Source organism: Flagellimonas lutimaris (assembly GCF_051494225.1).
Lineage (GTDB): Bacteria > Bacteroidota > Bacteroidia > Flavobacteriales > Flavobacteriaceae > Flagellimonas > Flagellimonas lutimaris_A.
In genome coordinates this window covers 507,362-531,555 of record NZ_JBNPYE010000001.1, presented here as the reverse complement: position 1 = coordinate 531,555, position 24,194 = coordinate 507,362, and the positions used below count along the sequence as shown (strand labels likewise).

17 protein-coding genes are annotated in these 24,194 nt (G+C 41.7%); 10 read left to right on the top strand and 7 right to left on the bottom strand.

Going from position 1 to position 24,194, the window contains the following annotated elements; genetic code table 11:
• Positions 1-6: 6 nt before the first annotated feature.
• Together ACQQ5U_RS02380 and ACQQ5U_RS02375 are read right to left on the bottom strand one after the other, a co-directional pair.
• Positions 7-2,226, bottom strand: coding sequence for a hypothetical protein (locus tag ACQQ5U_RS02380; RefSeq protein ID WP_437395336.1), 2,220 nt, complete (start codon positions 2,224-2,226; stop codon positions 7-9).
• A 145-nt stretch (positions 2,227-2,371) separates the two neighbouring features.
• Positions 2,372-4,702, bottom strand: a complete 2,331-nt coding sequence (locus ACQQ5U_RS02375) for an ATP-dependent helicase (RefSeq protein ID WP_437395335.1) — start codon at positions 4,700-4,702, stop codon at positions 2,372-2,374.
• 178 nt (positions 4,703-4,880) lie between these two features.
• Between ACQQ5U_RS02375 and ACQQ5U_RS02370 the strand changes: the two genes are divergently transcribed.
• The 5 genes from ACQQ5U_RS02370 to ACQQ5U_RS02350 all read left to right on the top strand — a co-directional run bounded on the left by ACQQ5U_RS02370 (position 4,881) and on the right by ACQQ5U_RS02350 (position 9,757).
• A complete protein-coding gene (locus ACQQ5U_RS02370) occupies positions 4,881-5,381 on the top strand; it encodes a DsrE family protein (RefSeq protein WP_437395334.1) in 501 nt (166 codons plus the stop codon).
• A 14-nt stretch (positions 5,382-5,395) separates the two neighbouring features.
• Entirely contained in the window at positions 5,396-6,682 is a 1,287-nt protein-coding gene (locus tag ACQQ5U_RS02365) for an amidohydrolase (RefSeq protein WP_437395333.1), read from the top strand.
• 102 nt (positions 6,683-6,784) lie between these two features.
• A complete protein-coding gene (locus tag ACQQ5U_RS02360; protein WP_437395332.1) occupies positions 6,785-8,359 on the top strand; it encodes an FMN-binding glutamate synthase family protein in 1,575 nt (524 codons plus the stop codon).
• A 26-nt stretch (positions 8,360-8,385) separates the two neighbouring features.
• Positions 8,386-9,159 carry a hypothetical protein gene (locus ACQQ5U_RS02355; protein WP_437395331.1) on the top strand — a complete coding sequence of 258 codons (774 nt, stop codon included), beginning with the start codon at positions 8,386-8,388 and terminating at the stop codon, positions 9,157-9,159.
• A gap of 76 nt (positions 9,160-9,235) precedes the next feature.
• A complete protein-coding gene (locus ACQQ5U_RS02350; RefSeq protein ID WP_414460251.1) occupies positions 9,236-9,757 on the top strand; it encodes a hypothetical protein in 522 nt (173 codons plus the stop codon).
• 1 nt (position 9,758) lies between these two features.
• Here ACQQ5U_RS02350 and ACQQ5U_RS02345 read toward each other — a convergent pair whose 3' ends face one another.
• Together ACQQ5U_RS02345 and ACQQ5U_RS02340 are read right to left on the bottom strand one after the other, a co-directional pair.
• Positions 9,759-10,673 (bottom strand): patatin-like phospholipase family protein, encoded by a 915-nt coding sequence (locus ACQQ5U_RS02345; protein WP_437395330.1) that lies wholly within the window; start codon positions 10,671-10,673, stop codon positions 9,759-9,761.
• Entirely contained in the window at positions 10,670-12,760 is a 2,091-nt protein-coding gene (locus ACQQ5U_RS02340) for a M1 family metallopeptidase (protein WP_437395329.1), read from the bottom strand. The genes ACQQ5U_RS02345 and ACQQ5U_RS02340 overlap by 4 nt, the downstream gene beginning before the upstream one ends.
• 46 nt (positions 12,761-12,806) lie before the next feature.
• Between ACQQ5U_RS02340 and recG the strand changes: the two genes are divergently transcribed.
• Positions 12,807-14,912 carry an ATP-dependent DNA helicase RecG gene (gene recG / locus ACQQ5U_RS02335; protein WP_437395328.1) on the top strand — a complete coding sequence of 702 codons (2,106 nt, stop codon included), beginning with the start codon at positions 12,807-12,809 and terminating at the stop codon, positions 14,910-14,912.
• Between the two features lie 42 nt (positions 14,913-14,954).
• On the opposite strand, the gene ACQQ5U_RS02330 is transcribed toward recG, so the two are convergent.
• Positions 14,955-16,067, bottom strand: coding sequence for a DUF2911 domain-containing protein (locus tag ACQQ5U_RS02330; RefSeq protein ID WP_437395327.1), 1,113 nt, complete (start codon positions 16,065-16,067; stop codon positions 14,955-14,957).
• Positions 16,068-16,379: 312 nt separating this feature from the next.
• Here ACQQ5U_RS02330 and leuC point away from each other — a divergent pair, with 312 nt between their 5' ends.
• Genes leuC through leuB form a run of 4 tightly spaced genes read left to right on the top strand, consistent with a single transcriptional unit; the run spans position 16,380 to position 21,085 of the window.
• Positions 16,380-17,792, top strand: coding sequence for a 3-isopropylmalate dehydratase large subunit (leuC, locus tag ACQQ5U_RS02325; RefSeq protein WP_437395326.1), 1,413 nt, complete (start codon positions 16,380-16,382; stop codon positions 17,790-17,792).
• Between the two features lie 60 nt (positions 17,793-17,852).
• Positions 17,853-18,449: a 3-isopropylmalate dehydratase small subunit gene (leuD, locus tag ACQQ5U_RS02320; RefSeq protein WP_437395325.1), complete on the top strand. Its 597-nt coding sequence runs from the start codon at positions 17,853-17,855 to the stop codon at positions 18,447-18,449.
• A 31-nt stretch (positions 18,450-18,480) separates the two neighbouring features.
• Complete coding sequence (locus ACQQ5U_RS02315; protein ID WP_437395324.1) at positions 18,481-19,998, top strand: alpha-isopropylmalate synthase regulatory domain-containing protein; 1,518 nt, start codon at positions 18,481-18,483, stop codon at positions 19,996-19,998.
• A 28-nt stretch (positions 19,999-20,026) separates the two neighbouring features.
• A complete protein-coding gene (gene leuB, locus ACQQ5U_RS02310) occupies positions 20,027-21,085 on the top strand; it encodes a 3-isopropylmalate dehydrogenase (protein ID WP_437395323.1) in 1,059 nt (352 codons plus the stop codon).
• Between the two features lie 79 nt (positions 21,086-21,164).
• Here leuB and ACQQ5U_RS02305 read toward each other — a convergent pair whose 3' ends face one another.
• Together ACQQ5U_RS02305 and ilvA are read right to left on the bottom strand one after the other, a co-directional pair.
• Complete coding sequence (locus tag ACQQ5U_RS02305) at positions 21,165-22,757, bottom strand: NADP-dependent glyceraldehyde-3-phosphate dehydrogenase (protein ID WP_437395322.1); 1,593 nt, start codon at positions 22,755-22,757, stop codon at positions 21,165-21,167.
• 160 nt (positions 22,758-22,917) lie between these two features.
• Positions 22,918-24,183: a threonine ammonia-lyase gene (ilvA, locus tag ACQQ5U_RS02300; protein WP_437395321.1), complete on the bottom strand. Its 1,266-nt coding sequence runs from the start codon at positions 24,181-24,183 to the stop codon at positions 22,918-22,920.
• Between the last annotated feature and the right edge of the window lie 11 nt (positions 24,184-24,194).

Here is a 24,194-nt window from a genome sequence, read left to right as displayed (position 1 = left end):
TGAACCTTATTGCGCTTTTCTGTAAAATCCAATATCATCCAAGACAACAACACCAAGAGAATCCTTGTCAAAAACCAAATGGATACTTTGTAGTTTATTCAATTTTAGGCTATCTGTCTTTTCCAAAAAAGAAGAGATTGGAACATAACAACTCTTCAATTGCACCTCCGAGTCCTTACCAATCATATCCTTATCTAAAAATTTAAACTTGGTAAACTTGGTTTTGATAGTACTCGGAAGCCTGTTCTCCTCATCCAACGCTACCGAAGCGGAATTCCCTAAACTATCTTTGAGCACCACACTAAAATTGAATCCGATTTTTGGTGTCTCACTTTTTTCACCTTTTTCACCTTTTGTTTTTAATTCGGAAATATTTCCCATTGCCATAGAAAGTGCCAGTGTATCAACAATACTAAAATCCTTTAGGGTATCTGGCAGCACTATTTGATAACTCGGTATAGAATCCTTACTTACATTTGAACCATACTTCCAGCCAAGAACTAACGCATTGTTCTGTTGACTTCCACCATCTCGAGACTCCAATTCCGTTTCGCGCCAGAACTTGAAATTCTCGGCAGACAACTTTATTCCATTTGATGCACTGGTCACATCTATATCGCCCTCAAAATTTAACAGTACATTTTTGTAAATATCGCTGTATTGGGTCCTGTAATCCTCTTTTGGCAACCAATCGCTTACCAAATCCACGTTTTTGAACATGGGTTGGTAATCCTTATTCCCATTTAGTACTGCCTCCGCAAAAGCGCTCACATAAACTTTGGCCGTTTGACGCTGCTCTTCTCCCGAAACCAAAGGTTTCAGGTTAAGCAACCATTTCATCGGCGCACCAAAATCAGACCGCCCCCAGGTAGAATTAAACTGGCCATGATTGGCATGATTCATATATAAACCCGCCTTGAAGCCATCAAAATCTTTTGAAAATTTAAGACGGTGATAAGGTCGCATTCCCCAAAAACTGGTCTCGTCGGAGTCGTACGCTCCCTGAATCGACAAATAATTGATATCGGTCAGACTAATTTCACGATTGTACCTATAATCCGTTGGAGCTATTGTAATGACACCTTTAATACCAAAACCAAAATCGAACTTTTCATTGCCATTGTCAGGGAACCTATCCAATGTGTTGAAGGCCGCTGCAATGGATACTGCTTCTCCTCCTCGGGAATGGCCCACAAGTATAATATTATCCAAGTCCACTTTGCCAGCCAAATCAGAACCACTGTCTTGGTTCCATTTTTTCCATTGTTCCAAATGTTTGAGCAATAACCATCCACGAGTAGGCATTTCTTTGCCCATAAAATCACCGGACCAATGTCCATTGATAAAATTCTCATCCACAGAGACCCCTATAATTCCCCTACTGGCCAAAAGTTCTCCTAGATAAGCGTATCCACCATCCGAATAATCCAGCATACTATGGTTACCGTGTACCATCATTACCATAGGAAAAGGGCCATCGCCTTTCGGCATATAAACACGGGCGTTCAATGGAAAACTATCTACACCAAATCCCCAATATTTTTCTCGCCATTTCTTCTTTTTACCCTTCCAATCAGGTAACAATAAAGAAGCATCCACCGTTGGTGTTTTCAATTTGACACCCTCTGCGTATTCAGGTCGCTTTTCATCTGTTCCACTTCCATAAGTAAAAACATCTACCTCAAAATTTCCTTTTGTAGCTGGATTTTCAATACCCATTTCGCTCAAATAGGTAACATCAGCAGATTCTTCCGCTGCTGATGCATCTACATAAGGGTCTCCATCAAGGGAGTTGAATCCATAAAACCCCAACACCACCAAAACAACACTTAAAACAACAAGGGGAACACTTGCTTTTGCGTTTCTCTTTTTAATGATTTGCCAAAGACCTAAAGTGAGTAGTACTAAACAGATAAAACCAAAAAGTGCAAGACCATAAAATAAAACGGAAGGCCATCTAAAAGCATACATTCGCAAGATGTACAAGGTTAAAAAGCCACCAAATAGAGTTGTGACAAAGGCCAACGGTATTTTCTTTGCCAAAGGCGCCAGCCAGGTCAATAGTATTTTCAATAGGGCGAGCAATACAATACCTATCAGCATTCCAGCTAACATGGTTGCCCAAGCTGGGTATCCTAATGCATAATGATAGCCAGCAACTCCAAAAAGAGTGAGAATAAGAATGGTAACTGCTAGAAATACAGGTTTGAGAAAGAGATTTTTCATAGGGGAAGTCGGTTGGTTTGGTCTGAAAATTCAAAAATTTAGCTCTGAATTTAAGCATTTTTACCCACCTATGCAGACTCCCTAAAATTATTTAGAAAATCCCTAAACCCGTGAGGGTTTCATGATCAGAAAGCGAAAATTTGGATTAGGCATTATCCAAAACCTCAAGTTTGGCAAAACGCAGCAATAATTTCTTGATGCCGCCTTGGTCAAAATGGATTTCAGCTTTTCTATCGTTCCCTGCACCTTCAATATTAAGTATTTTTCCTCTTCCAAAGCGGGTATGGTTAACACGGGCGCCCACAACCAATCCAGGATCAATATCCGTTGTCATGGCTGGTGAAGAAATTTCGGGTTTTAGCTTTCTTAACTTCCGTAGCTGGTTTTCGTTAGGTTTCTGAGTACTTGGTGGCATACCATTTTGAGGCTTAATTTGTCGAAGCCTACTTTTATCCACCTCTCCAAAAATGTCTTTGTTGATCATGGATTTATATCGGTAACCATCGTTCACAGGAGTCAGGTTCTCCACATACTGCTCTTCTATCTCTTCCAGAAATCGACTGGGTTCAGCATCAATAAGTTTACCCCAACGGTACCTATTCTGGGTATACGTGAGAAATGCTTGTTTTTCGGCACGTGTTAATGCTACGTAGAACAATCTTCGTTCCTCCTCCAACTCACTTCGAGTGTTCATGCTCATGGCCGAAGGGAACAAATCCTCTTCCATTCCAACAATATATACATATGGAAACTCCAATCCCTTGGCCAAGTGGATGGTCATAAGAGCAACTCGGTCGTCATCTCCTATATCCTTATCCATATCCGTAGCAAGAGCCACATCTTCTAAAAATTCTGTAAGGCTTCCTGTGGCATCAGCTATTTCCTTTTGTCCCTCCACAAAATCCTTGATACCGTTTAAAAGCTCTTCAATGTTTTCCATCTTGGCGATACCCTCTGGAGTACCGTCCTTTTTAAACTCCAATAAAAGACCTGTTTTTTTGGCCACATGTTCTGCCAAAGTAAAAGCATCGGAACCTTCATTCATGATTTGGAAACTCTTGATCATGGTGACAAAATCCGTCAACTTACGCTTGGTCCCCGCATTGATATTCAAATTAAGCTTATCCAAATGCTCCATTACTTCATAAATGGAACGACCGTAATGGTTTGCTGCCACCAAAAGTTTATCAATGGTGGTTTGTCCTATTCCCCTAGTTGGGAAGTTGATGACCCGCTTTAGCGCTTCTTCATCTTTTGGATTGATGATAAGCCGCAAATAGGCCAGCACATCTTTGATTTCCTTTCGTTGATAAAAGGAAAGTCCACCATAAATGCGATAAGGGATATCACGTTTACGAAGAGCATCCTCTATGGCACGAGATTGTGAATTGGTCCGATACAATACGGCAAAATCACCATTTTGCATTTGCTGCTGCATCTTGTTCTCAAAAATAGAACCTGCCACATAGCGTCCCTCCTCTGCATCTGTAACACTTCGGTGTATTTGTATAAGCCCGCCATCATCGTTGGAGGTCCATACATTTTTCTCCAACTGGTTTTTATTATTGGCTATAATAGAGTTGGCGGCATTCACGATGTTTTTAGTGGAACGATAGTTCTGCTCCAAACGGTACATGGCCACATCGTCATAATCCTTTTGAAAGTTCAAGATGTTACTGATGTTAGCACCTCGGAAGGAATAAATACTCTGTGCATCATCCCCTACCACACAAATATTCTGGTATCGGTCAGAAAGCGCTTTTACAATCAGGTATTGCGAATGATTGGTATCCTGGTACTCATCCACCAAAATGTATCTAAATCGGTCCTGATACTTCATCAACACCTCAGGAAAACGGGTCAACAGCTCATTGGTCCGCAATAAAAGGTCATCAAAATCCATAGCGCCCGCCTTAAAGCATCGATCCACATAATTCTGATAAATCTCTCCCAACCTTGGACGTTTGGCCATGGCATCGGCCTCCATCAGTTCAGGATTTTGAAAATAAGCCTTAACGGTGATCAAACTATTTTTATAGGATGAAATCCGGTTCTGAACCTGCTTGTATTTATAGATATCCTTGTCCAGCCCCATTTCTTTAATAATGGAAGCGATCAAACGCTGGGAGTCTTGCGTATCATAAATGGTAAAATTGCTAGGGTACCCCAATTTATCACCATCAAATCGAAGCAATTTGGCAAAAACGGAGTGAAAAGTTCCCATCCAAAGGTTCTTGGCCTCAGAATCTCCAACAATCGTGGCGATTCTTTTCTTCATCTCACGTGCTGCTTTATTGGTAAAGGTAAGGGCCAAAATATTAAAGGAGTCCACCCCTTGCTCCATTAAATGGGCAATTCGATAAGTTAGCACTCGGGTTTTCCCGGAACCCGCACCTGCAATCACCATTAAAGGTCCATCCTTATGCAGTACCGGAGCACGCTGCGCATCATTCAATTCATCTATAAAAGTACTCAAGGGCGAAGCTTTTTTAAAGTAGGTGTGAAATTAGCCAATATTGGCCTTTTGCTAAAATGAACCTTTCACTTTTTATAAACACTGTTGTCGGATTTAAGTTGTTTTTTGAATATATTTAGGCTCTCAATTAATAATGCTGATGAATTTTCACCCTTTCCCCCTATTTCTTTTACTTTTTATGACATTTTCCGGAATTTCCCAAAAAACCAAATCAGGCCCGATTATAGAAGACTATGGAGCTGTTTGGGAAATAGACAATCCCGACTTCAAAACTGACACTTCACAAGAGCTCAAGGTAGTTTTTGATGTTAAAGATGGTCCAGAATCCGATACGGAAATCAATAGAAACTTGAACACCGTTGCGCGTTTTTTAAATTTACACGCACAAAATGGATTCTCGCTTTCCCAATTAAAAGTTGCACTCATTGTTCATGGAAGCGCTGCCAGAAACCTGTTGTCAGATGAAGCATTTCAAAAAAGATACAAGGTGGACAACCCAAACCGTGAACTTGTAGAAAGTTTATTGGGTGCCGGTGTGGAAGTCATCATGTGCGGACAATCATCAAAAACAAGGGACCTTCCAAAAGAAGATTTGATTCCTGGAGTTAAGATTGCGCTATCTGCAATGACAGCCAACATCCAATTACAAAACCAAGGATACCGTCCAATTAAATTATAAACCAACACATTATTATGAAGAAATTTTTAGCACTTGCACTCTGTTCTGTAAGTTTATCCATGTACGCCCAAGATCATGGACTGGAAAAGGATATTGCGGCCGTAGAATCCAAAGTAATCGAATGGCGTCGAGACATACACCAAAATCCAGAGCTCAGCAACAGGGAGTTCAAAACTGCGGAGAAAATAGCCGCTCACTTAAAATCTTTAGGAATTGAGGTGCAGTCTGGTGTGGCACACACAGGTGTAGTAGGAATTTTGAAAGGAGGCCATCCCGGAAAAGTTGTTGCGCTTAGAGCCGATATTGATGCTCTTCCCGTCACCGAAAGAAACGACCTTCCTTTTAAATCGGAGGTCAAATCCGAATATTTAGGACAAGAAGTTGGTGTAATGCACGCTTGTGGACATGACACTCACATTGCCATAATGATGGGAACTGCAGAGGTTTTGGCCAAAAACAAGGATAAAATCCACGGAACCGTAAAATTTATATTCCAACCTGCCGAAGAAGGAGCACCTCCAGGAGAACAAGGTGGCGCTGAACTTATGGTAAAAGAAGGTGTACTTGAAAACCCAAAAGTGGACGCCATTTATGGACTTCACATTGGTTCTTACCTTCCTGTTGGGCACATTGCCTACAAACCAGGTGGAGCTTTAGCCGCAGCACAACGTTTCGTAGTCAAAATTAAAGGAAAGCAATCTCACGGTTCACAACCATGGGGCGGTGTTGACCCAATTTATGTAGCTTCTAAAATTGTAGATGGTTACCAATCCATCATTAGCCGTGAATTGGAGTTGACCAAGGAAGCAGCAGTAATCACTGTTGGGAAAATCAGTGGTGGGGTTCGTAACAACATCATTCCCGAAAGTGCGGAACTGGTAGGGACAATCCGTACGTTGGATTACGATATGCAAAAGCAAGTGAACGATAGGATGAAAGAAATGGCAGAAACCATTGCCAAAGCCTATCGCGCCGAAGCTACCGTGGAAATTGCCAAAGGGGTGCCAATCACTTATAACGACCCAGATTTGACCGAAACCTCTCTTCCAAGCCTTCAAAAAATGGCAGGAAACGAAAATGTACATTTGATAAAAGCCATCACCGGAGCCGAAGATTTCTCCTTCTACCAAGAAAAGATACCCGGTTTCTTTTACATTTTAGGAGGGAAAGACCCCAACGCTGGGCCTGATGAGCATTTTCCGCACCACACGCCCGACTTTAAAATTGATGATAGCGGCTTGCAGTTAGGTGTAAAAACGATGACAGAAATTGCACTGGATTATTTGGATAGAAGTAAATAATCCTTCATTTCGAAAATTGACGCATACAGCCTCAATATCTTCCGACATTTGGAATTGGATATTGGGGCTTGATATTTGTAGCTACTACTTCAAATTATACAAATGGAAGCATTTCTTGATTTTCTGGCCAATATCCAATGGTGGGTGTGGATATTGATTTTCCTTCTCTTGGTTGCCCTACGGGATATCTTTTTCCAAAAAGCACACACAATTAGTCACAATTACCCCATCGTAGGTCACCTACGCTATTGGTTGGAGAGCATTGGACCTGAAATGCGCCAGTATTTTGTGGCCAATAACCGGGAGGAACTTCCTTTTAACCGTATTGAACGAGGGTGGATCTATGCATCAGCTAAAAAGGAGAACAATTATGAGGGTTTCGGAACCGACAGGGATATTTACAAACACCAACATATCTTCATCAAAAATGCAATGATCGGGTTTCAGGCCCCTAAAAATCATCCAAATAATGAGCATCCATATTTTTTGCCCTGCGCCAAGGTGATGGGAGCTTATAACAAACGTAAAAGACCCTATCGTCCTGCATCCATAATCAACGTTTCTGCCATGAGTTTTGGTTCTTTGTCCGCTGCTGCCATTGAATCTTTGAATCAGGGTGTAGAAAAATGTGGCGCGTACCACAACACAGGGGAAGGTGGACTATCCCCTTATCATAAAAAGGGCGGGGATGTTATTTTCCATTTTGGAACAGGCTATTTTGGCGTTCGATCTAGAGATGGTGGATTCTCCATGGACAAATTAAAGGTCTTGGTGGATGAAAACCCTTGCATCAAAGCCATTGAAATTAAACTTTCCCAAGGAGCCAAACCGGGAAAAGGTGGAGTACTCCCTGGTTCAAAAATCACCCCAGAACTTGCAGAGATTCGTGGGGTTGAAGTTGGTGAAGATGTTATTTCCCCTCCTACCCACAAAGCTTTTACTACCATTCCAGAGCTTTTAGAATTTATTGAATCGATTGCAGAGGAGACTGGATTGCCCGTGGGCATAAAAGGAGCTATTGGGAAAATTGACCAATGGAAAGAATTGGCCGATTTAATGAAGAAGACAGGAAAAGGTCCCGATTTTATTACTGTTGATGGTGGTGAAGGTGGAACCGGTGCCGCTCCTCCAAGTTTTGCCGACCATGTTTCATTACCTTGGACCTATGGCTTTTCCAAAGTTTATAGTCTGTTTATGGAGTATGGACTTACGGAGCGAATTGTGTTTATTGGTAGTGGAAAGCTTGGTTTCCCAGGAAAAGCAGCAATGGCATTTGCCATGGGTGCCGATTGCATCAATGTAGCCCGAGAAGCGATGATGAGCATTGGTTGCATCCAGGCTCAAGTGTGCCATACCAACAGATGTCCCGCTGGTATCGCCACTCAGAATAAATGGCGCCAAAATGGCATCAACGTGCCTTTAAAATCGGATAGGTTGGCCCAATACTTCAAAACATTCAGAAAAGAACTTTTGGAAATCACGCATGCCGCGGGCTACGAGCATCCTTGTCAATTTAAGATGGATGATGTGCAAGTAAACGTAGATGATGATTATCTTAGCAGTGATTTGAAATCCGTATACAGATATCAAAAAGAAAATGTAGAATTTGATTCCATGCAACACCTTTTTGATTGTAAACACCTAGGCGGAAAACCAGCATTGGAAAAAACATTATAATTTAGACCCAGATAATTGTACTACTTATGAAAAGAAATTTACCCTTAATCCTGTTTCTTGTGATTGCCACAAGTGCTTTTTCTCAACGAAAAAGCGAGCTTTTTGCTGAGATCGATATTCTTAAATCCAAAATTTCAGAGGTAGAACAGGAATTGGCCAAGGCAAAACGTGAAATATCATCCAGCAATGCAGAGGCCGAAGCTTTAAAAGCAGAAAATGTTAGCCTGCGAGATGCCAACGCCACCTTATTGGGCAACTTGAGCAACTTCTCGGAACTCTCAAAACAAAACTCTGAAAATGTGGACATGGCCATGGCAGCTCTTTCCAGAAAAGAAAAACAACTTAGCGGTATCAATGATATGATTTCAGCCAATGATTCCACTGCTATTGTTTCTTTAACTCGTATAAAACAAACTTTAGGTGAAAATGCCAAAGTAGGTGTTGAAGGAGGTATTGTTATCATAAGCAATAGTTTAACTGCACTTTTTGATTCGGATACGTCATCCGAACTTTCGGAAGAAGGAAAAACATGGCTGGCCGGTGTTGCCGATGTAATCAAATCGAACCCCAACTTCAAAGCAGAGGTTGAAGGTTTGAACATTACTGGAGAGTTTGGCCCAACCTACAATCAAGTTACTGCTATCGCTTCGGAATTGGTGACGAGCTTGGAGATTCCTGCGGAAAGCATTAAAATTTCTGCCAAAGACGGCAATTTCAAAGAAGGTATCAATATTAAATTGCAGCCCGATTACAAAGGTTTTTATGCTAAGGCCAAAGAAAGTGCAAAGGCAGCGCAATAACCTTTATACCAAAATACTTTTTGAGGTTTTGGTGCGTTCTTGGTAGTGTAAAATCAATAAAAAACCAGACTACCTTATGAGTGGAGATCAAATCCTTCAGTTATTTGCTTATTTATTACCAGCTGTCGTGACAGGTGCGGTGGCTTTCTATTTTTTTAGATTGCACACCCGAAACGAAGATGGACGCAGACGATTTTTGCTGCACAAAGATTCCCAAAAAGAAACTTTGCCAATTCGTTTACAGGCCTACGAACGTATGGCACTTTTCTTGGAACGTATAGCATTGAACAGTCTTGTTGTGCGTGTAGCTCCTAAAGGAAAAAGTAAAAGTGACTACGAAAACTTGCTTATAAAACAGATTGAAACGGAGTTTGAACACAACTTATCACAGCAGATTTACATGTCGGATTCTTGTTGGAACATTATTAAAACAGCTAAGAATACGACGATTCAAATCATACGTTCTGCTGGGATGAGTGAAACTGATTCGCCGGATAAACTTCGAGAAGACATTCTCAACCAGACCATGGAGAAAGAGTCTCCATCCAATGCGGCTTTGGCATTTGTAAAGAAGGAAGTAACCGACCTTTGGAAGTAATCTATTCTTGCCTTTCAGGTTCTATTGGGCTAGTTTCCTCATTCTTATTTTTGGCATACAAATAACCGCGTTTCCACCACAAGGTCATTCTTTCTTTATTGAAAACCAATGAATTTGTGGTGAGAACCGTTGGTGTATAGTAGAAATTGATGATGGCATCCTTTTGGTTCGCCACTAATTTACCGATTCGGATATTCTGATTCTCAATACGATCCAGCATAAAGCCGAAAATCGTAGTGATCAGATCGAACGGGTTTTTGGAGGACATCCGGTTCAAGTGGTTTACTTCTGTATGAAGCACCACTACATCGACTTCTGTGGCACCTCGATTCAACGCTTCCTCAATGGGAACTAAAGTTCCCAAGCCTCCATCAGCATATTCGCAACCATTCTTTTTAACCAAGCTCATAAAAGGCGTGTAGTTGGATGAAATCCATATCCAGTCGCAGAATTCGTCATACGTGCAATCGTTTATGGATTTGTATTCCACTTGGTTCAACGATAAATTGGACACGGTAACCACTACATCGATTTTACTCTGTTTCAACTCGTTGAACTCTTCAACAGTAATAGATCTACGAATTAATTTTCGCAGATTTTCACTTTCTCCAAAGGTTTTTTTACCCTTAATGAAGTTTTTGACCACATTCCAATGGTTAATGGCAATGGTTTCTACACCATGTTTTTTCTTGATAATGAAAGGGCAATTGTTGAAAATACTGCCTTGGTTGACGTTTGAATAGATGTTTTTGATCTTATCCAATTTATTCAATGCCAAATGTGAAATCAATAGACTGCCCGTAGAAGTTCCAACGAACAAATCGTAATCATGTTTGGCTTCCTGAATCAAAAATTGGGCAACACCACCTGCAAAGGCACCCTTACTACCTCCTCCTGAAATAACCAATGCCCTCATTCACCTAAAGTTTTCTCCAAATATTGTTTTTCTTGCTGACTTAACAAAGGGTAAAGACTCTTAATACGGGCCGTATTCCCTTCAGATTGCAAAAAGGCGTTCAATATTTCTCTGGCCGACTTTTTAAAATGCCATACATGGTGACTGCAGGACTCCACTAAGTTCTTTAGCACAGTATCCGTAAAACCACCAATACTTTTTAAGTATTGAAAAGCAATCAAACGAGTTTCAAAATGATGCTCGGAACCTGTATAACCGCTCAATTCATCAAAATATAAGGCTTTTGAGTTTGGATTGTACTCAGGAGTTACTAAGGCAAGGGTCAACCATAACAATCGGATATTCTTATTCGGAAACCCTATGATTCCATCAGTTTCATTGAGGTATTTGCTTCTGTTTCGGGGAAAGTCGGTCCACAATCGGTACAAAGCAGCTTCTATAGTCGTGTAGCTCTTATCGTTTAAAAGTCCCTCGACCGTTGTTTGAAGCTCTACTTGAATTTTGTTCTGGGACAATATAACGGCTTGTATTACTTTTAAAGCTTCAGATTTGATAATGTCGCTCAAAAATTCTGCGGATAACTTATCTCCATAATCCAAAACAAGGTTTTCTTTTAGTTGGTTTGATTTTAATCTTTTCCAAGCTCGTTTTAAAATGGCCTCGGTCTTTTCAGGTTGATCCACTATCTTATTTTTTAGCTCAAAATAGGTTTTGATGGACGCATTTTTCTGTTTCAAGAATGAAACTACTATCTCATAAGGAAAATCAGGATTCTGCAGCCACAGCTTCTCAAAATCATCGAGGTCGGTGTTCGAAACTTTTTCCAGTTCCTCCATAAAATTGGGAATGGTCACATTTTTAAAGGCATATTTGTTTAGGTAATTCTGCACGCCTCGCTGAAAAGCTTCCTCCCCTACGCGATCTCTGAGCATTACCAAGGCCCAAGCACCTTTTTCGTAAAAAGTAAGGCTGCCTGCGTTCGGATTGCGAAGTGCCTCGCCTCCATCATCACCAGAAAAACGCTGTAAGGCTTTGGCCGTTTCCAATAAATGCCAATAGAAATAATCATCACCAAAAATGTCCTTTTCCGCCAAATAAGCGTAAAATGTGGCAAAGCCTTCGTGCAGCCAATGGTGTTCGCTACTGGTTTCGGTGACCAAATCGCCAAACCAATGGTGAGCCATCTCGTGAGCATTTACATTCACGTAGTTTTTGTCCACAAAGGCGATAGAATCTATCACATATTGATTGGAAAATATGGTGCAGGTGGTATTTTCCATTCCCGCATACAGAAAATCCTGAACGGGCACCTGTTTATAGGTCTGCCAAGGATAAGGAACGCCGATTTCTGTTTCTAAAAAGTCAAAAATATGTTTGCTGTATCGGTAAGTGGGCTCCACTTTAGTAGAATCCGTGGGTTCATAATACAGTTCAATCGGAATTCCAGAAGATGATTCAACTGTTTTTTTATTATAGTCCCCAATGGCAAAACCCACCAAATAGCTGCTCATCCGTTTCTCCATATCAAACTGCCACAAATACCCCTTGGAATCGGGCAACATATCTTTCTTGACCAACTTGCCGTTCGCGATTACCGTATAATCCTGTTTTAGGATAATATCCAGGTCAAACTCGACCTTTTCGGTCATATCATCAAAACTGGGCAACCAATGACTGGTATATTTTCCCTGTCCTTGGGTCCAAACCTGTTCATTGTTCCTAACACCATCGTCCCATCCTAAAAAATATACCGTTTGTTTGGGTTTGGCTACATATTCTAGTTTTAGCGTATGATTCCCTCCCCTTTCCAACTTTTTCTTGATGGTTATTTTTCGACCATTGTAATCGTAGTCTATTTTTGCATCATCCAGAAAAACTGATGAAAACTCAAGATTTACAGCATCAAGATAAACGGAACTCACATCTTCAATTACATCAAATTGATAGACAACACTACCATTTATGCGATTTTCGGATGGTGTGGGTTCAATCAAAACTTTGGCATGCACAAAGTCGACCTTATCCTGAATTTGGGCGGACAAGAACTGTAGGAATAATAAAAAAACGATTACGGGACTCAGCTTCATACCATCATCTTATCAAAAGTCCTTCCAAATTACATATTTTAGTTCGATGAATCCCAATTTTCTGCAAACTCCCATAGCATATCTCAAAGGAGTTGGTCCAAATAGGGCCGATGTCCTAAAGGCCGAATTGGGCATTGAGACCTTTAGGGACCTGCTACATCTCTTTCCCAACCGCTATTTGGACAGAACGAATTATTATAAAATTAATCAACTACAACCCAGCGGTGCCGATGTGCAAGTGGTTGGGAAAATTGTCCATATAAAAATCGTGGAACAAAAGCGGGGCAAGCGTTTGGTGGCCACTTTTGTGGATGAAACAGGACAAATGGACCTAGTTTGGTTTCGAGGGCACAAATGGATCAAGGAAAATTTAAAACTGAACGAGCCCTACGTGGTTTTTGGTAGGGTGAACAAATACGGAAGTACCTTCTCGATGCCACACCCCGAAATGGAGACCTTACAAAAGCATCAACAAGGATTAAAAATGGTGATGCAGCCCATCTACCCTTCTACGGAAAAATTAAGCAATAAAGGTATCACCAATCGGGTCATAAATAAAATGATGCAACAGTTGTTTTTGGAGTGCAAAGGCCAATTTCCCGAATCCTTATCGCAAAACATTTTGGAAGAGTTAAGGTTGATTTCTAAGAGCTCCGCACTTTTCAACATTCACTTTCCGAAGAATCAAGAATTATTGGCAAAAGCTCAATTTCGATTAAAGTTTGAAGAGTTGTTTTTTGTGCAGTTACGATTGATATCCCAAAATTTACAACGGAAACAAAAAATAAAAGGAATGCCCTTTGAGGCCGTGGGCGAAAAGTTTACTGAATTTTTTGAAAACCACCTACCCTTTAAGCTCACAAAAGCGCAAAAAAGGGTAATCAAGGAAATTCGAAACGATTTGGGCAGCAATGCCCAAATGAACCGATTGCTACAGGGTGATGTGGGCTCAGGTAAGACCATTGTGGCCTTAATGTGCATGTTATTAGCTATTGACAATGGTTTCCAAGCCTGTTTAATGGCACCCACAGAAATTTTGGCGGCCCAACATTACAATGGACTCAAAGAGCTGTTGGAAAACATGGATATTAAAATTGCCTTGTTGACGGGCTCCACAAAAAAATCCGAGCGAACCTTACTTCACAATCAACTGGAAAATGGCAATTTGAACATATTGGTCGGCACGCATGCCGTTTTGGAGGACAAAGTACAGTTCAAAAATCTTGGTTTGGCCATTGTGGATGAACAGCACCGGTTTGGTGTGGCACAACGTTCAAAGTTGTGGCATAAGAATCAAACGCCCCCACATATTTTGGTAATGACAGCCACTCCTATCCCGAGAACCCTTGCGATGAGCCTTTATGGTGATTTGGACATCTCGGTGATTGATGAGCTGCCTCCTGGTAGAAAACCAATAAAAACAGTGCATAGGTTCGACAGCAACCGGTTAAAAGTGTTTGGATTCATTAAAGATGAAATCAAAAAAGGGAGACAAATCTACATTGTCTATCCACTGATTCAAGAATCAGAAGCACTCGATTATAAAGATTTGATGGATGGTTACGAAAGCATTGTCCGTGATTTTCCACAACCTGAATACCAGATTTCGATTGTACACGGGAAAATGAAGCCGGCTGACAAAGATTATGAAATGGAGCGGTTTGTTAAGGGCGAAACCCATATCATGATCGCCACTACGGTCATCGAAGTGGGCGTTAACGTTCCCAACGCCTCTGTAATGATCATTGAGAGTGCCGAAAGGTTCGGTCTTTCCCAATTGCACCAGCTACGCGGGCGTGTTGGCCGAGGTGCGGAACAAAGTTTTTGCATTTTAATGACCGGCAACAAACTTTCTGAGGATTCCAAAACCCGACTACAGACCATGGTACGCACCAATGATGGGTTCGAGATTGCCGAGGTCGACCTTAAGCTTCGCGGTCCAGGGGATTTAATGGGGACCCAACAAAGCGGCATGCTGAATCTCAAAATAGCGGACATCGTTAAGGACAATCAAATTTTGAAAACGGCCCGCTATCATGCCATTCAATTGCTCAAACAAGACCCAAGGCTAGAAAAAGCAGAGAATGCTCCCATTCTTAATTCATATTCCAAAATGATGGCCAATAAAACCATTTGGAATTATATTAGTTAACAAAAAACCCGGCTTTCGCCAGGCTTTCTATTAATTATCGTTTTAATTGATATCCTTACCTTCCTGTAGTTTGGTGATGCCTGCAGCAATTGCATCCTTGTTGGGCTGGTTTGGAGCCCTGCCTGCAGCAATCTTGAGATGTTTGAGGGCCGTTTTATAATTTCCAACAGCCGAATATCCTCTGGCCAAACCAAAATCTACAGGCCACGTATTTTTATTATTCTTGGCGTTCCATTTGAATATTTCCAATGCTTTATCTTTCTTGCCCTGTGCAATCAACTGTCTTCCGTAACCGTGCACTTGTAAGACGTTTGCCAATGGCAAAGCTTCTTCCATTACGGCATCGGCCTCTGCCGTTTTACCTTGTTTAGCAAGTATCTGTGATTTTATGCTCAGATTGTTAAAGGTTTTCTTACTAAAGAACTGGCCTTCAATGGCTGCATTGATCCAACCCAATGCCTCATCCAAATCACCTCCATTGTTCAATGCAAAATTAGCGGCCTGTTCCCAGCTCTGGCGGTTGAAACCTGGAGATGTTTGGAGTTGTTGTCGGATTTCAGCTAAAACATTTTGAGTAACATCAACATCAACTTTAAAAGGGATCTGTTTTTTCCCCCATTCCAATGATACAATTGCAGAATTCGCCGTAACATCATCAAAACTATAGGTAAGTTGCTCCACATGCGGAATTTCTTGGGTAGTTACATCAACCCTGAGTGCATCCTCGGATGGCTCATAAAAAAAACTCCCCCACGCCCCATTATTCGTTGAAAAGATAATGGTTGCTGTGTTATCTTCATTAACAATAATGTGCAATCCGTATTTTCCAGCAGGGAGTGTTTTCCCCCCAATATTAAGATCATGGGTGGTCTTGAAAATGGTATTTTCATTTGCTCCTGCTCTCCAAGGTGATTCGGTGGCCGTACCAAATCCCAAATTGTTCATCCCATAAGGCACCAGAGTACCCCATACTTCACGTCCATTAACACTCGGGCGTGAGTAAATAATGGTCACATCCGTATTTCCGATGCGTTGTGAAACTTTTGCTTTTTGACTGCCACGGGGTAAAAAATCAAGTTGCGCAGTAGCCGAGTTTGTAATAAAAAAGGCGACGATGAGAATCGTGACCGAAAAGCTTGAATAAAATTTCTTCATGGTTCGTTTTTTTGATTTAATTAAAGAATAAGGTTTTATTTTTCTACTCCTAAAATAGTCAGCTTCAAGACTAAGTTACGTTACAACAATGTTAAATAGCCAAGGAATAGATTAAAATTCAATTAGTTAACGCCAACACCTTCAAGTTCAGCATCTCTATTTCGTGATATATCAATAATAAGAAAGATTCAATTGTCAACATTCCTTGATTTTGATAAAAGTGAGCGTTGAACATCGTAATTTCATACCAAACGAAAATTAGTTTTACATACAAATTTTAACTTTGTATGCTTACAAATTATTGAAGACACAATGAGCAAGACACTATTTGATAAAGTTTGGGATTCCCACGTGGTGAAGCATATTGAGAATGGTCCCGATGTACTCTTCATCGATAGACATTTGGTCCACGAAGTAACCAGTCCCGTAGCTTTTTTAGGACTAAAGAACAGAGGAATTAAAGTATTGTACCCAGAGCGCACTTTTGCGACTGCAGACCACAATACCCCGACCCGTAATCAACACTTGCCGGTAAAAGACCCATTGTCCGCCAATCAGTTGAGGGCATTGGAAGAAAATGCCAACGCACACGACATTCCATATTGGGGTCTTGGACATAAGAAAAACGGAATTGTACACGTAATTGGCCCAGAAAACGGAATAACCCTACCTGGAGCCACCATTGTTTGTGGAGATTCACACACCTCTACGCATGGAGCCTTTGGCGCCATTGCCTTTGGGATAGGTACTAGCGAGGTAGAAATGGTGCTTTCCACCCAATGCATTATGCAGCCCAAACCCAAGAGTTTGCGCATCAATGTAAATGGGGAATTGAGCGAAGCCGTTACCCCCAAGGATGTAGCACTTTTCATCATTTCCAAATTGTCCACCTCTGGTGCGACTGGATATTTCGTAGAATATGCTGGAGATGTCTTCAAAAATATGTCCATGGAGGGCCGTATGACGGTTTGTAACCTTAGCATTGAAATGGGTGCCCGTGGTGGTATGATCGCTCCGGATGAGAAAACCTTTGATTATATCGAAGGAAGAGAGTACACCCCAAAAGGAAAAGATTGGGATGCCGCAATGGAATACTGGAAAACCCTTTATTCTGATGATGATGCTGAATTTGACAAAGAAATAACTTTTGATGCCAGCGAGATTGAACCCATGATCACCTTCGGCACCAATCCTGGAATGGGAATGGGAATCAGTAGTAGTATTCCGTTGGCCGAAACCATTGATGGTGCTGCCGCTACCTATAAAAAATCATTGGACTACATGGATTATAACGAAGGAGAGCCAATGGTGGGCAAACCTATCGATTTTGTGTTCTTGGGAAGTTGCACCAATGGTAGAATTGAAGATTTTAGAGCCTTTGCCTCCATCATAAAAGGACGAAAAAAGGCCGACAATGTAACCGCTTGGTTAGTTCCTGGCTCCCACAAAGTGGAAGAAGCCATTAAAGAAGAAGGTATCTTGGATATCCTGACCGAAGCTGGTTTTGAATTGAGAGAGCCTGGCTGTTCCGCTTGTTTGGCAATGAACGACGACAAAGTTCCTGCAGGAAAATATGCCGTAAGTACCTCAAACAGAAACTTTGAAGGACGGCAAGGGCCTGGCGCTCGTACATTACTTGCTAGTCCATTAGTGGCTGCTGCTGCTGCTGTTACTGGAAAAGTGACCGACCCAAGGAAGTTAATGAACGAAGAGATATTAGCATAACAATGAACAATTAGCAATGAAACAATCCATTGATAATTGACAACTGAAAATTGAAAAATAATGGCTTACGATAAATTCAACATACTAACAAGTTCAGCGGTACCATTGCCTATCGAAAATGTGGATACCGACCAGATAATCCCAGCAAGATTCCTAAAAGCTACCGAGCGTAAAGGATTTGGCGACAATTTGTTCCGCGATTGGAGATACAATTCAGACGGAACTCCAAAGGAGCAATTCGTACTGAACAACCCAATCTATTCTGGAAAAATTTTAGTGGGTGGTAAAAACTTTGGATCCGGTTCTTCAAGAGAACACGCCGCTTGGGCCGTTTATGATTACGGTTTCCGCTGTGTGGTATCCAGCTTTTTTGCGGATATTTTTAGAAACAACTGTTTGAACATCGGTGTGCTTCCCGTTCAGGTGAGTGCTGAGTTTTTGGACAAAATCTTCAAGGCGATTGAAGCTGACCCAAAAGCTGAGTTGGAAATCAACCTGCCAGAACAAAAGATTACCATTTTGGCAACTGGCGAAAACGAAAGTTTCGAAATCAACGATTACAAAAAAGACAATATGCTCAACGGTTTTGATGATATTGACTACTTGTTGAACATCCAAGATGATATTGAGAAATACGCGGAAAACACACCCCTATAACCTATTGGTCGGAACACTACGGCACTAAAAAATGAAAACACGCACCATAGAAATTATGGACACCACCCTTAGGGATGGTGAACAAACCTCTGGAGTTTCCTTTTCTGCATCGGAAAAGCTAACCTTGGCCAAATTGTTATTGGAAGAACTCCAAGTGGACCGCATTGAGGTGGCTTCTGCCCGTGTTTCAGAAGGGGAATTAGAGGCTGTGAAAAATATAGCCGACTGGGCCAAAACAGAAGGTTACCTATCCAAAGTGGAAGTGTTGACCTTTGTGGACAATGGCGTTTCCCTTAAATGGATGCAAGAAGCAGGCGCCAAGGTACAGAACCTGCTTACCAAAGGTTCGTTGAACCATTTGACCCATCAGCTAAAAAAAACTCCGGAACAGCATTTTGCAGAAATAGGAAAAGTTGTTTCCGAAGCGCAAAAGCTAGGAATTGATACCAATGTGTATCTAGAAGACTGGAGCAACGGAATGCGAAATTCCAAAGATTATGTGTTTCAGTTTTTGGATTTTTTGACGAAGCAGCCCATTAAAAGAGTTTTGTTGCCCGACACCTTAGGAGTACTTACACATACCGAAACAGGGGCTTTCCTAAAAGAAATCATTGAAAGATATCCCAATACCCATTTCGATTTCCATGGGCACAACGACTACGATTTAAGTGTCGCCAATGTAATGGAGGCTTTAAAGGCCGGCGCCCACGGATTGCACCTTACCGTTAATGGAATGGGCGAACGTGCGGGTAATGCACCCCTTGCCAGCGCCGTTGCGGTAATCAACGATTTTTTACCAGAAATCAAGATTGGTGTAAAAGAATCGTCCCTTTACAAAGTTAGTAAATTGGTGTCCGCTTTTACTGGTTTCAGCATACCTGACAACAAACCTATTGTTGGAGACAATGTATTTACTCAAACTGCTGGAATACACGCAGATGGAGATAGTAAAAAGAATCTTTACTTTAATGACTTACTGCCTGAGAGATTTGGTAGAAAACGTAAATATGCATTAGGTAAAACATCAGGAAAGGCCAATATTCAGAAGAATCTGCAAGAGCTTGGATTGACCCTGAACGACGACGAACTGAAAAAGGTTACGGAACGCATCATTGAGCTTGGTGACAAAAAAGAACGCGTCACTAAAGAAGATTTACCATACATCATTTCTGATGTTTTGGATAGTAATCTACATCAGCAAAAGGTATTTGTAAAATCTTACGTGCTCACCCATTCCAAAGGATTAAAACCCTCCACCACCCTTTCCATTGAAATTGAGGGTAAAATCTATGAGGAAAGTTCACAAGGGGATGGACAGTTTGATGCTTTTATCAATGCATTGAAAAAGGTGTACAAAAAAGAAGGACGAGAGTTGCCCAAATTGGTGGACTATGCCGTCCGAATCCCGCCAGGTAGTAACTCCGATGCACTTTGTGAGACCGTCATCACCTGGGAAACCAAGGAAAAAGATTTTACGACTCGTGGGCTGGATTCAGACCAAACGGTATCTGCCATAAAAGCCACGGAAAAAATGCTAAATCTGGTTTAACTAAAACGATTAACCGACAACGATAAAGATGAAATTAAACATAGCACTCCTGGCCGGAGATGGAATTGGCCCCGAAGTAATTGATCAAGCCGTAAAAGTATCTGATGCCGTAGCTGTAAAGTTTGGGCACGAAATTAGCTGGACCCCCGCTCTAACAGGTGCCGCGGCCATTGATGCCGTTGGTGAACCTTACCCCGACGAAACCCACGAAGCCTGTGTTGCTGCCGATGCCGTACTTTTTGGTGCCATTGGTCATCCACGTTTTGATAATGATCCATCTGCCAAGGTACGTCCAGAGCAAGGCTTATTGAAAATGCGTCAGAAATTGGGATTGTTCGCCAATGTACGACCTACGTTTACGTTTCCTTCTTTGATTGATAAGTCACCTTTGAAAAAAGAAAGAATTGAAGGTACCGACCTTGTTTTTCTTCGTGAACTGACAGGCGGAATCTATTTTGGAAAGAGAGGTCGTGAGGACAACGATAACACCGCTTACGATACTTGTACCTATACTCGCGCAGAAGTGGAGCGTTTGGCAAAAAAAGGTTTTGAAATGGCGATGCAGCGTTCCAAAAAGCTTTGCTGTGTGGACAAGGCCAACGTTTTGGAAACTTCTCGTTTGTGGAGAGAAACCGTTCAAAAATTGGAAAAAGACTATCCTGAAGTGGAGGTATCCTATGAATTTGTGGATGCCGTAGCAATGCGTTTGGTGCAATGGCCAAGTGCTTATGATGTGTTGATCACAGAAAACTTGTTCGGAGATATCTTAACCGATGAAGCTTCCGTAATTTCTGGTTCTATGGGATTGATGCCTTCTGCTTCATTAGGGGAAAAGACTTCTTTGTTCGAACCTATTCACGGTTCTTACCCGCAAGCAGCAGGAAAAAATATTGCTAATCCTTTAGCGACAGTTTTATCTGCCGCAATGATGTTCGAAACGGCATTTGGTCTTAAAGATGAAGCCGAAGCGATTCGCGAAGTGGTGAACAAATCATTGGCCGAAGGCGTGGTTACCGAAGACTTGGCCGATGGTGGAAAAGCATACAAAACTAGCGAAGTCGGTGACTGGTTGGTGGAGAACATTTAACCCACCCTGCATAAAACCAAAAAAAGCCCGAGTATATGCTCGGGCTTTTTCTTTATGGTTTATTGCAAAAGCTTTCATTCTACAAAATATAATCCGTGCTCAAGAAATTACTCACTTTAGCTTCCATTAATTGCTCCACAGTCTGAGTATTTAATTCATTGTCTTTAAAAGCAACAAAGGTTCTAATAGAGAAAGACCGCAAAGCATCGTGTACACTCAAGGTCGATTGTGCAGAGTCTTTTCTACCCGTAAATGGATATACGTCTGGTCCCCTTTGGCAGGAACTGTTCAGGTTTACACGGCACACCAAGTTGGCCAAGGTGTCGATTAGCGGAGACAAAGTATAAACATCCTTACCGAACAAACTTACTTGCTGTCCGTAGTTGGATTCTGCCATATCATCCAGAGGCTCTTCAATTTCCTTAAATGAAAGCACTGGAATTATAGGCCCAAATTGCTCCTCTTGATACACCCGCATATCTTTGGTCACAGGGTACAACACGGCGGGCCATATGTAATTATCAAAATGCTTCCCTCCTTTTTTGTTGATGATTTTAGCCCCTTTTGCCAAGGCATCATCCAACAACTCTTGAATATAGGCTGGCTTATCTGGTTCGGGAAGCGGGGTCAAGTTGACGCCGTCATCCCAAGGGTTTCCGAATTTTAATCCATCAACCTTCTCCCCGAAACGCTTCAAAAATTCATTTTTCACCTCATCGTGCACATAAACTACCTTTAATGCAGTACAACGCTGTCCATTGAATGACAAGGTTCCGGAAATACATTCATTAATAGTCAAGTCCAATTCAGCATCAGGCAATACAATGGCCGGGTTTTTTGCTTCCAAGCCTAAAACCAAACGGAGTCTGTTACTTTTTGGGTGCTGTTCTTGCAAGGCGTTGGCCGATTTACTGTTTCCAATCAATGCCAGCACATCAACCTTTCCTGTTTTCATTATGGGTGCTGCTACGGCCCTTCCCCTTCCAAAAAGTATATTTACCACTCCTTTGGGAAAACTACTCTGAAATGCCTCCAAAAGCGGCGTAATCAACAGAACTCCATGCTTTGCAGGCTTAAAAATGGTTGTATTCCCCATTATGATGGCAGGAATCAATAAAGCAAAAGTTTCGTTCAAGGGATAGTTATAAGGTCCAAGACACAACACAACACCCAATGGACCTCTTCGAATATGGGCATAAACGCCATCATGTTTTTGAAACTTGGCAGAATCACGATCCAATTGCTTGTAATCCTCAATGGTATCGTAAATATACTCAACGGTACGGTCAAATTCCTTATAGGAATCTGGTTTGGATTTACCTATTTCCCACATCAAAAGCTTCACCACCTCTTCACGTTTCTCTTCCATTTTCCCCACAAAGGACTCCATACAATCAATACGGTCCTTTACCTTCATAGTAGGCCAAAGCCCTTGCCCTTTGTCATAAGCAGCTAAAGCAGCATCCAATGCATCTATTGCTTCGGGCTCCCCCATGTCGGGTACACTTCCCAAGGTTGTGGGAGCATATTCTTCTGTTGACGAAATTGTGGAAACTACCGGACTGGTATCACCATTCCATTTACGTAGTTCTCCATGCACTAAATAGGTTTTTTGATGGATTTCTTCAGTGATTTGATATTGTTCAGGTATTCCTGTTTTAGTTGTAGCCATTAGTTGTTATTTTAAGCGATTAGTGTTGATTGAAATGGTCTTTCATCCCACACAAAACTAAGATAAAAGCAAATGAAAATAGCTTAGTTTTCGTGCAATTGGTCTTGAAAGGGATGGAAAACCGAGTTTATAATAATGATACCTAAAAATGTTGGTGGCATCACACCAAATATTGGAACAGATCAGGTTTATTGTTGAGATAATCCCCAAAGAAGTTATTCTCTTTCATCCGATGAATCAAGGGCTCCAAATCATCGGGAGATTTAAGCTCCACCCCTACAATGGCTGGTGCATTTTCCCTACTCGATTTTTTGGAGTACTCAAAATGGGTGATGTCATCATTGGGCCCCAAAATATCCGCCACAAATTCTTTCAATGCGCCTGGCCTTTGCGGGAACCTAACAATGAAATAATGCTTCAATTGGCCATATAGCAAGGCCCTTTCCTTTATTTCGGCTGTTCGTGTAATGTCGTTATTGCTTCCGCTGACCACACAGACCACATTCTTTCCCTTTATCTCTTCCTTGAAATAATCCAGAGCAGCGATTGTCAAAGCTCCTGCCGGCTCCACTACAATGGCATCTCTATTGTAAAGATCTAAGATGGTCTGGCAGACTTTACCTTCGGGAACAGTCACCATTTTGTGCAAATACGCCTTGCAAATCGGAAAAGTTAACGAACCTACTTTTTGAACCGCCGCTCCATCAATAAACTTATCTATCTTCTCCAGTTCCACCAATTCTCCCTGCTCAATGGATTTTAGCATGGATGGCGCTCCTTCGGGCTCCACGCCAATGATTTTAGTATTGGGCGACAATGCTTGAAACGTACCGCAAAGGCCCGATGCCAATCCACCACCACCAACGGCCACAAAAACGTAATCGATGGGTTCGCTGGATTGTTGCAAAATCTCCAAACCAACGGTAGCCTGCCCTTCTATGGTTTTTTCATCATCAAAAGGGTGAACAAAGGTTTTTCCTTCTTGCTCACAGAATATTTGGGCAGCTTTTTTGGAATCATCAAAAGTATCTCCTTCCAAGACGATATCAACCCATTCACCACCGAACATTTTGGTCTGGTCTATTTTTTGCTTTGGGGTCACCACTGGCATATAAATGGTTCCTTTTACCTGTAAATGACTACAAGCAAAAGCAACGCCCTGCACATGGTTTCCCGCACTGGCACAGACCACACCGCTGTCCAATTGTTTTTGGCTCAATGAGCTTATCTTGTTGTACGCACCACGAATTTTGTAGCTACGTACCCTGTGAAGGTCTTCCCGTTTGAGAAGAATATTGGCCCCATGCGATTTGGAATAGCGGATACTTTGCTGCAAAGGGGTTTCCTCCGCCACTTGGGCAATAGTCTTTGCTGCCTGATAAATATCCGCTATTTGCGGAAAATAAGTTTCCACAGTTTCACTCATAGGGCCAATGG

Coding starts and splice junctions, on each gene's coding strand:
- leuB (WP_437395323.1), top strand. CDS start 20,027: ATGAAATTAAACATAGCACTCCTGGCCGGAGATGGAATTGGCCCCGAA.
- ACQQ5U_RS02315 (WP_437395324.1), top strand. CDS start 18,481: ATGAAAACACGCACCATAGAAATTATGGACACCACCCTTAGGGATGGT.
- ACQQ5U_RS02305 (WP_437395322.1), bottom strand. CDS start 22,757: ATGGCTACAACTAAAACAGGAATACCTGAACAATATCAAATCACTGAA.
- ACQQ5U_RS02360 (WP_437395332.1), top strand. CDS start 6,785: ATGGAAGCATTTCTTGATTTTCTGGCCAATATCCAATGGTGGGTGTGG.
- recG (WP_437395328.1), top strand. CDS start 12,807: ATGAATCCCAATTTTCTGCAAACTCCCATAGCATATCTCAAAGGAGTT.
- ACQQ5U_RS02345 (WP_437395330.1), bottom strand. CDS start 10,673: ATGAGGGCATTGGTTATTTCAGGAGGAGGTAGTAAGGGTGCCTTTGCA.
- ACQQ5U_RS02365 (WP_437395333.1), top strand. CDS start 5,396: ATGAAGAAATTTTTAGCACTTGCACTCTGTTCTGTAAGTTTATCCATG.
- ilvA (WP_437395321.1), bottom strand. CDS start 24,183: ATGAGTGAAACTGTGGAAACTTATTTTCCGCAAATAGCGGATATTTAT.
- leuC (WP_437395326.1), top strand. CDS start 16,380: ATGAGCAAGACACTATTTGATAAAGTTTGGGATTCCCACGTGGTGAAG.
- ACQQ5U_RS02355 (WP_437395331.1), top strand. CDS start 8,386: ATGAAAAGAAATTTACCCTTAATCCTGTTTCTTGTGATTGCCACAAGT.
- ACQQ5U_RS02350 (WP_414460251.1), top strand. CDS start 9,236: ATGAGTGGAGATCAAATCCTTCAGTTATTTGCTTATTTATTACCAGCT.
- leuD (WP_437395325.1), top strand. CDS start 17,853: ATGGCTTACGATAAATTCAACATACTAACAAGTTCAGCGGTACCATTG.
- ACQQ5U_RS02330 (WP_437395327.1), bottom strand. CDS start 16,067: ATGAAGAAATTTTATTCAAGCTTTTCGGTCACGATTCTCATCGTCGCC.
- ACQQ5U_RS02370 (WP_437395334.1), top strand. CDS start 4,881: ATGACATTTTCCGGAATTTCCCAAAAAACCAAATCAGGCCCGATTATA.
- ACQQ5U_RS02380 (WP_437395336.1), bottom strand. CDS start 2,226: ATGAAAAATCTCTTTCTCAAACCTGTATTTCTAGCAGTTACCATTCTT.
- ACQQ5U_RS02340 (WP_437395329.1), bottom strand. CDS start 12,760: ATGAAGCTGAGTCCCGTAATCGTTTTTTTATTATTCCTACAGTTCTTG.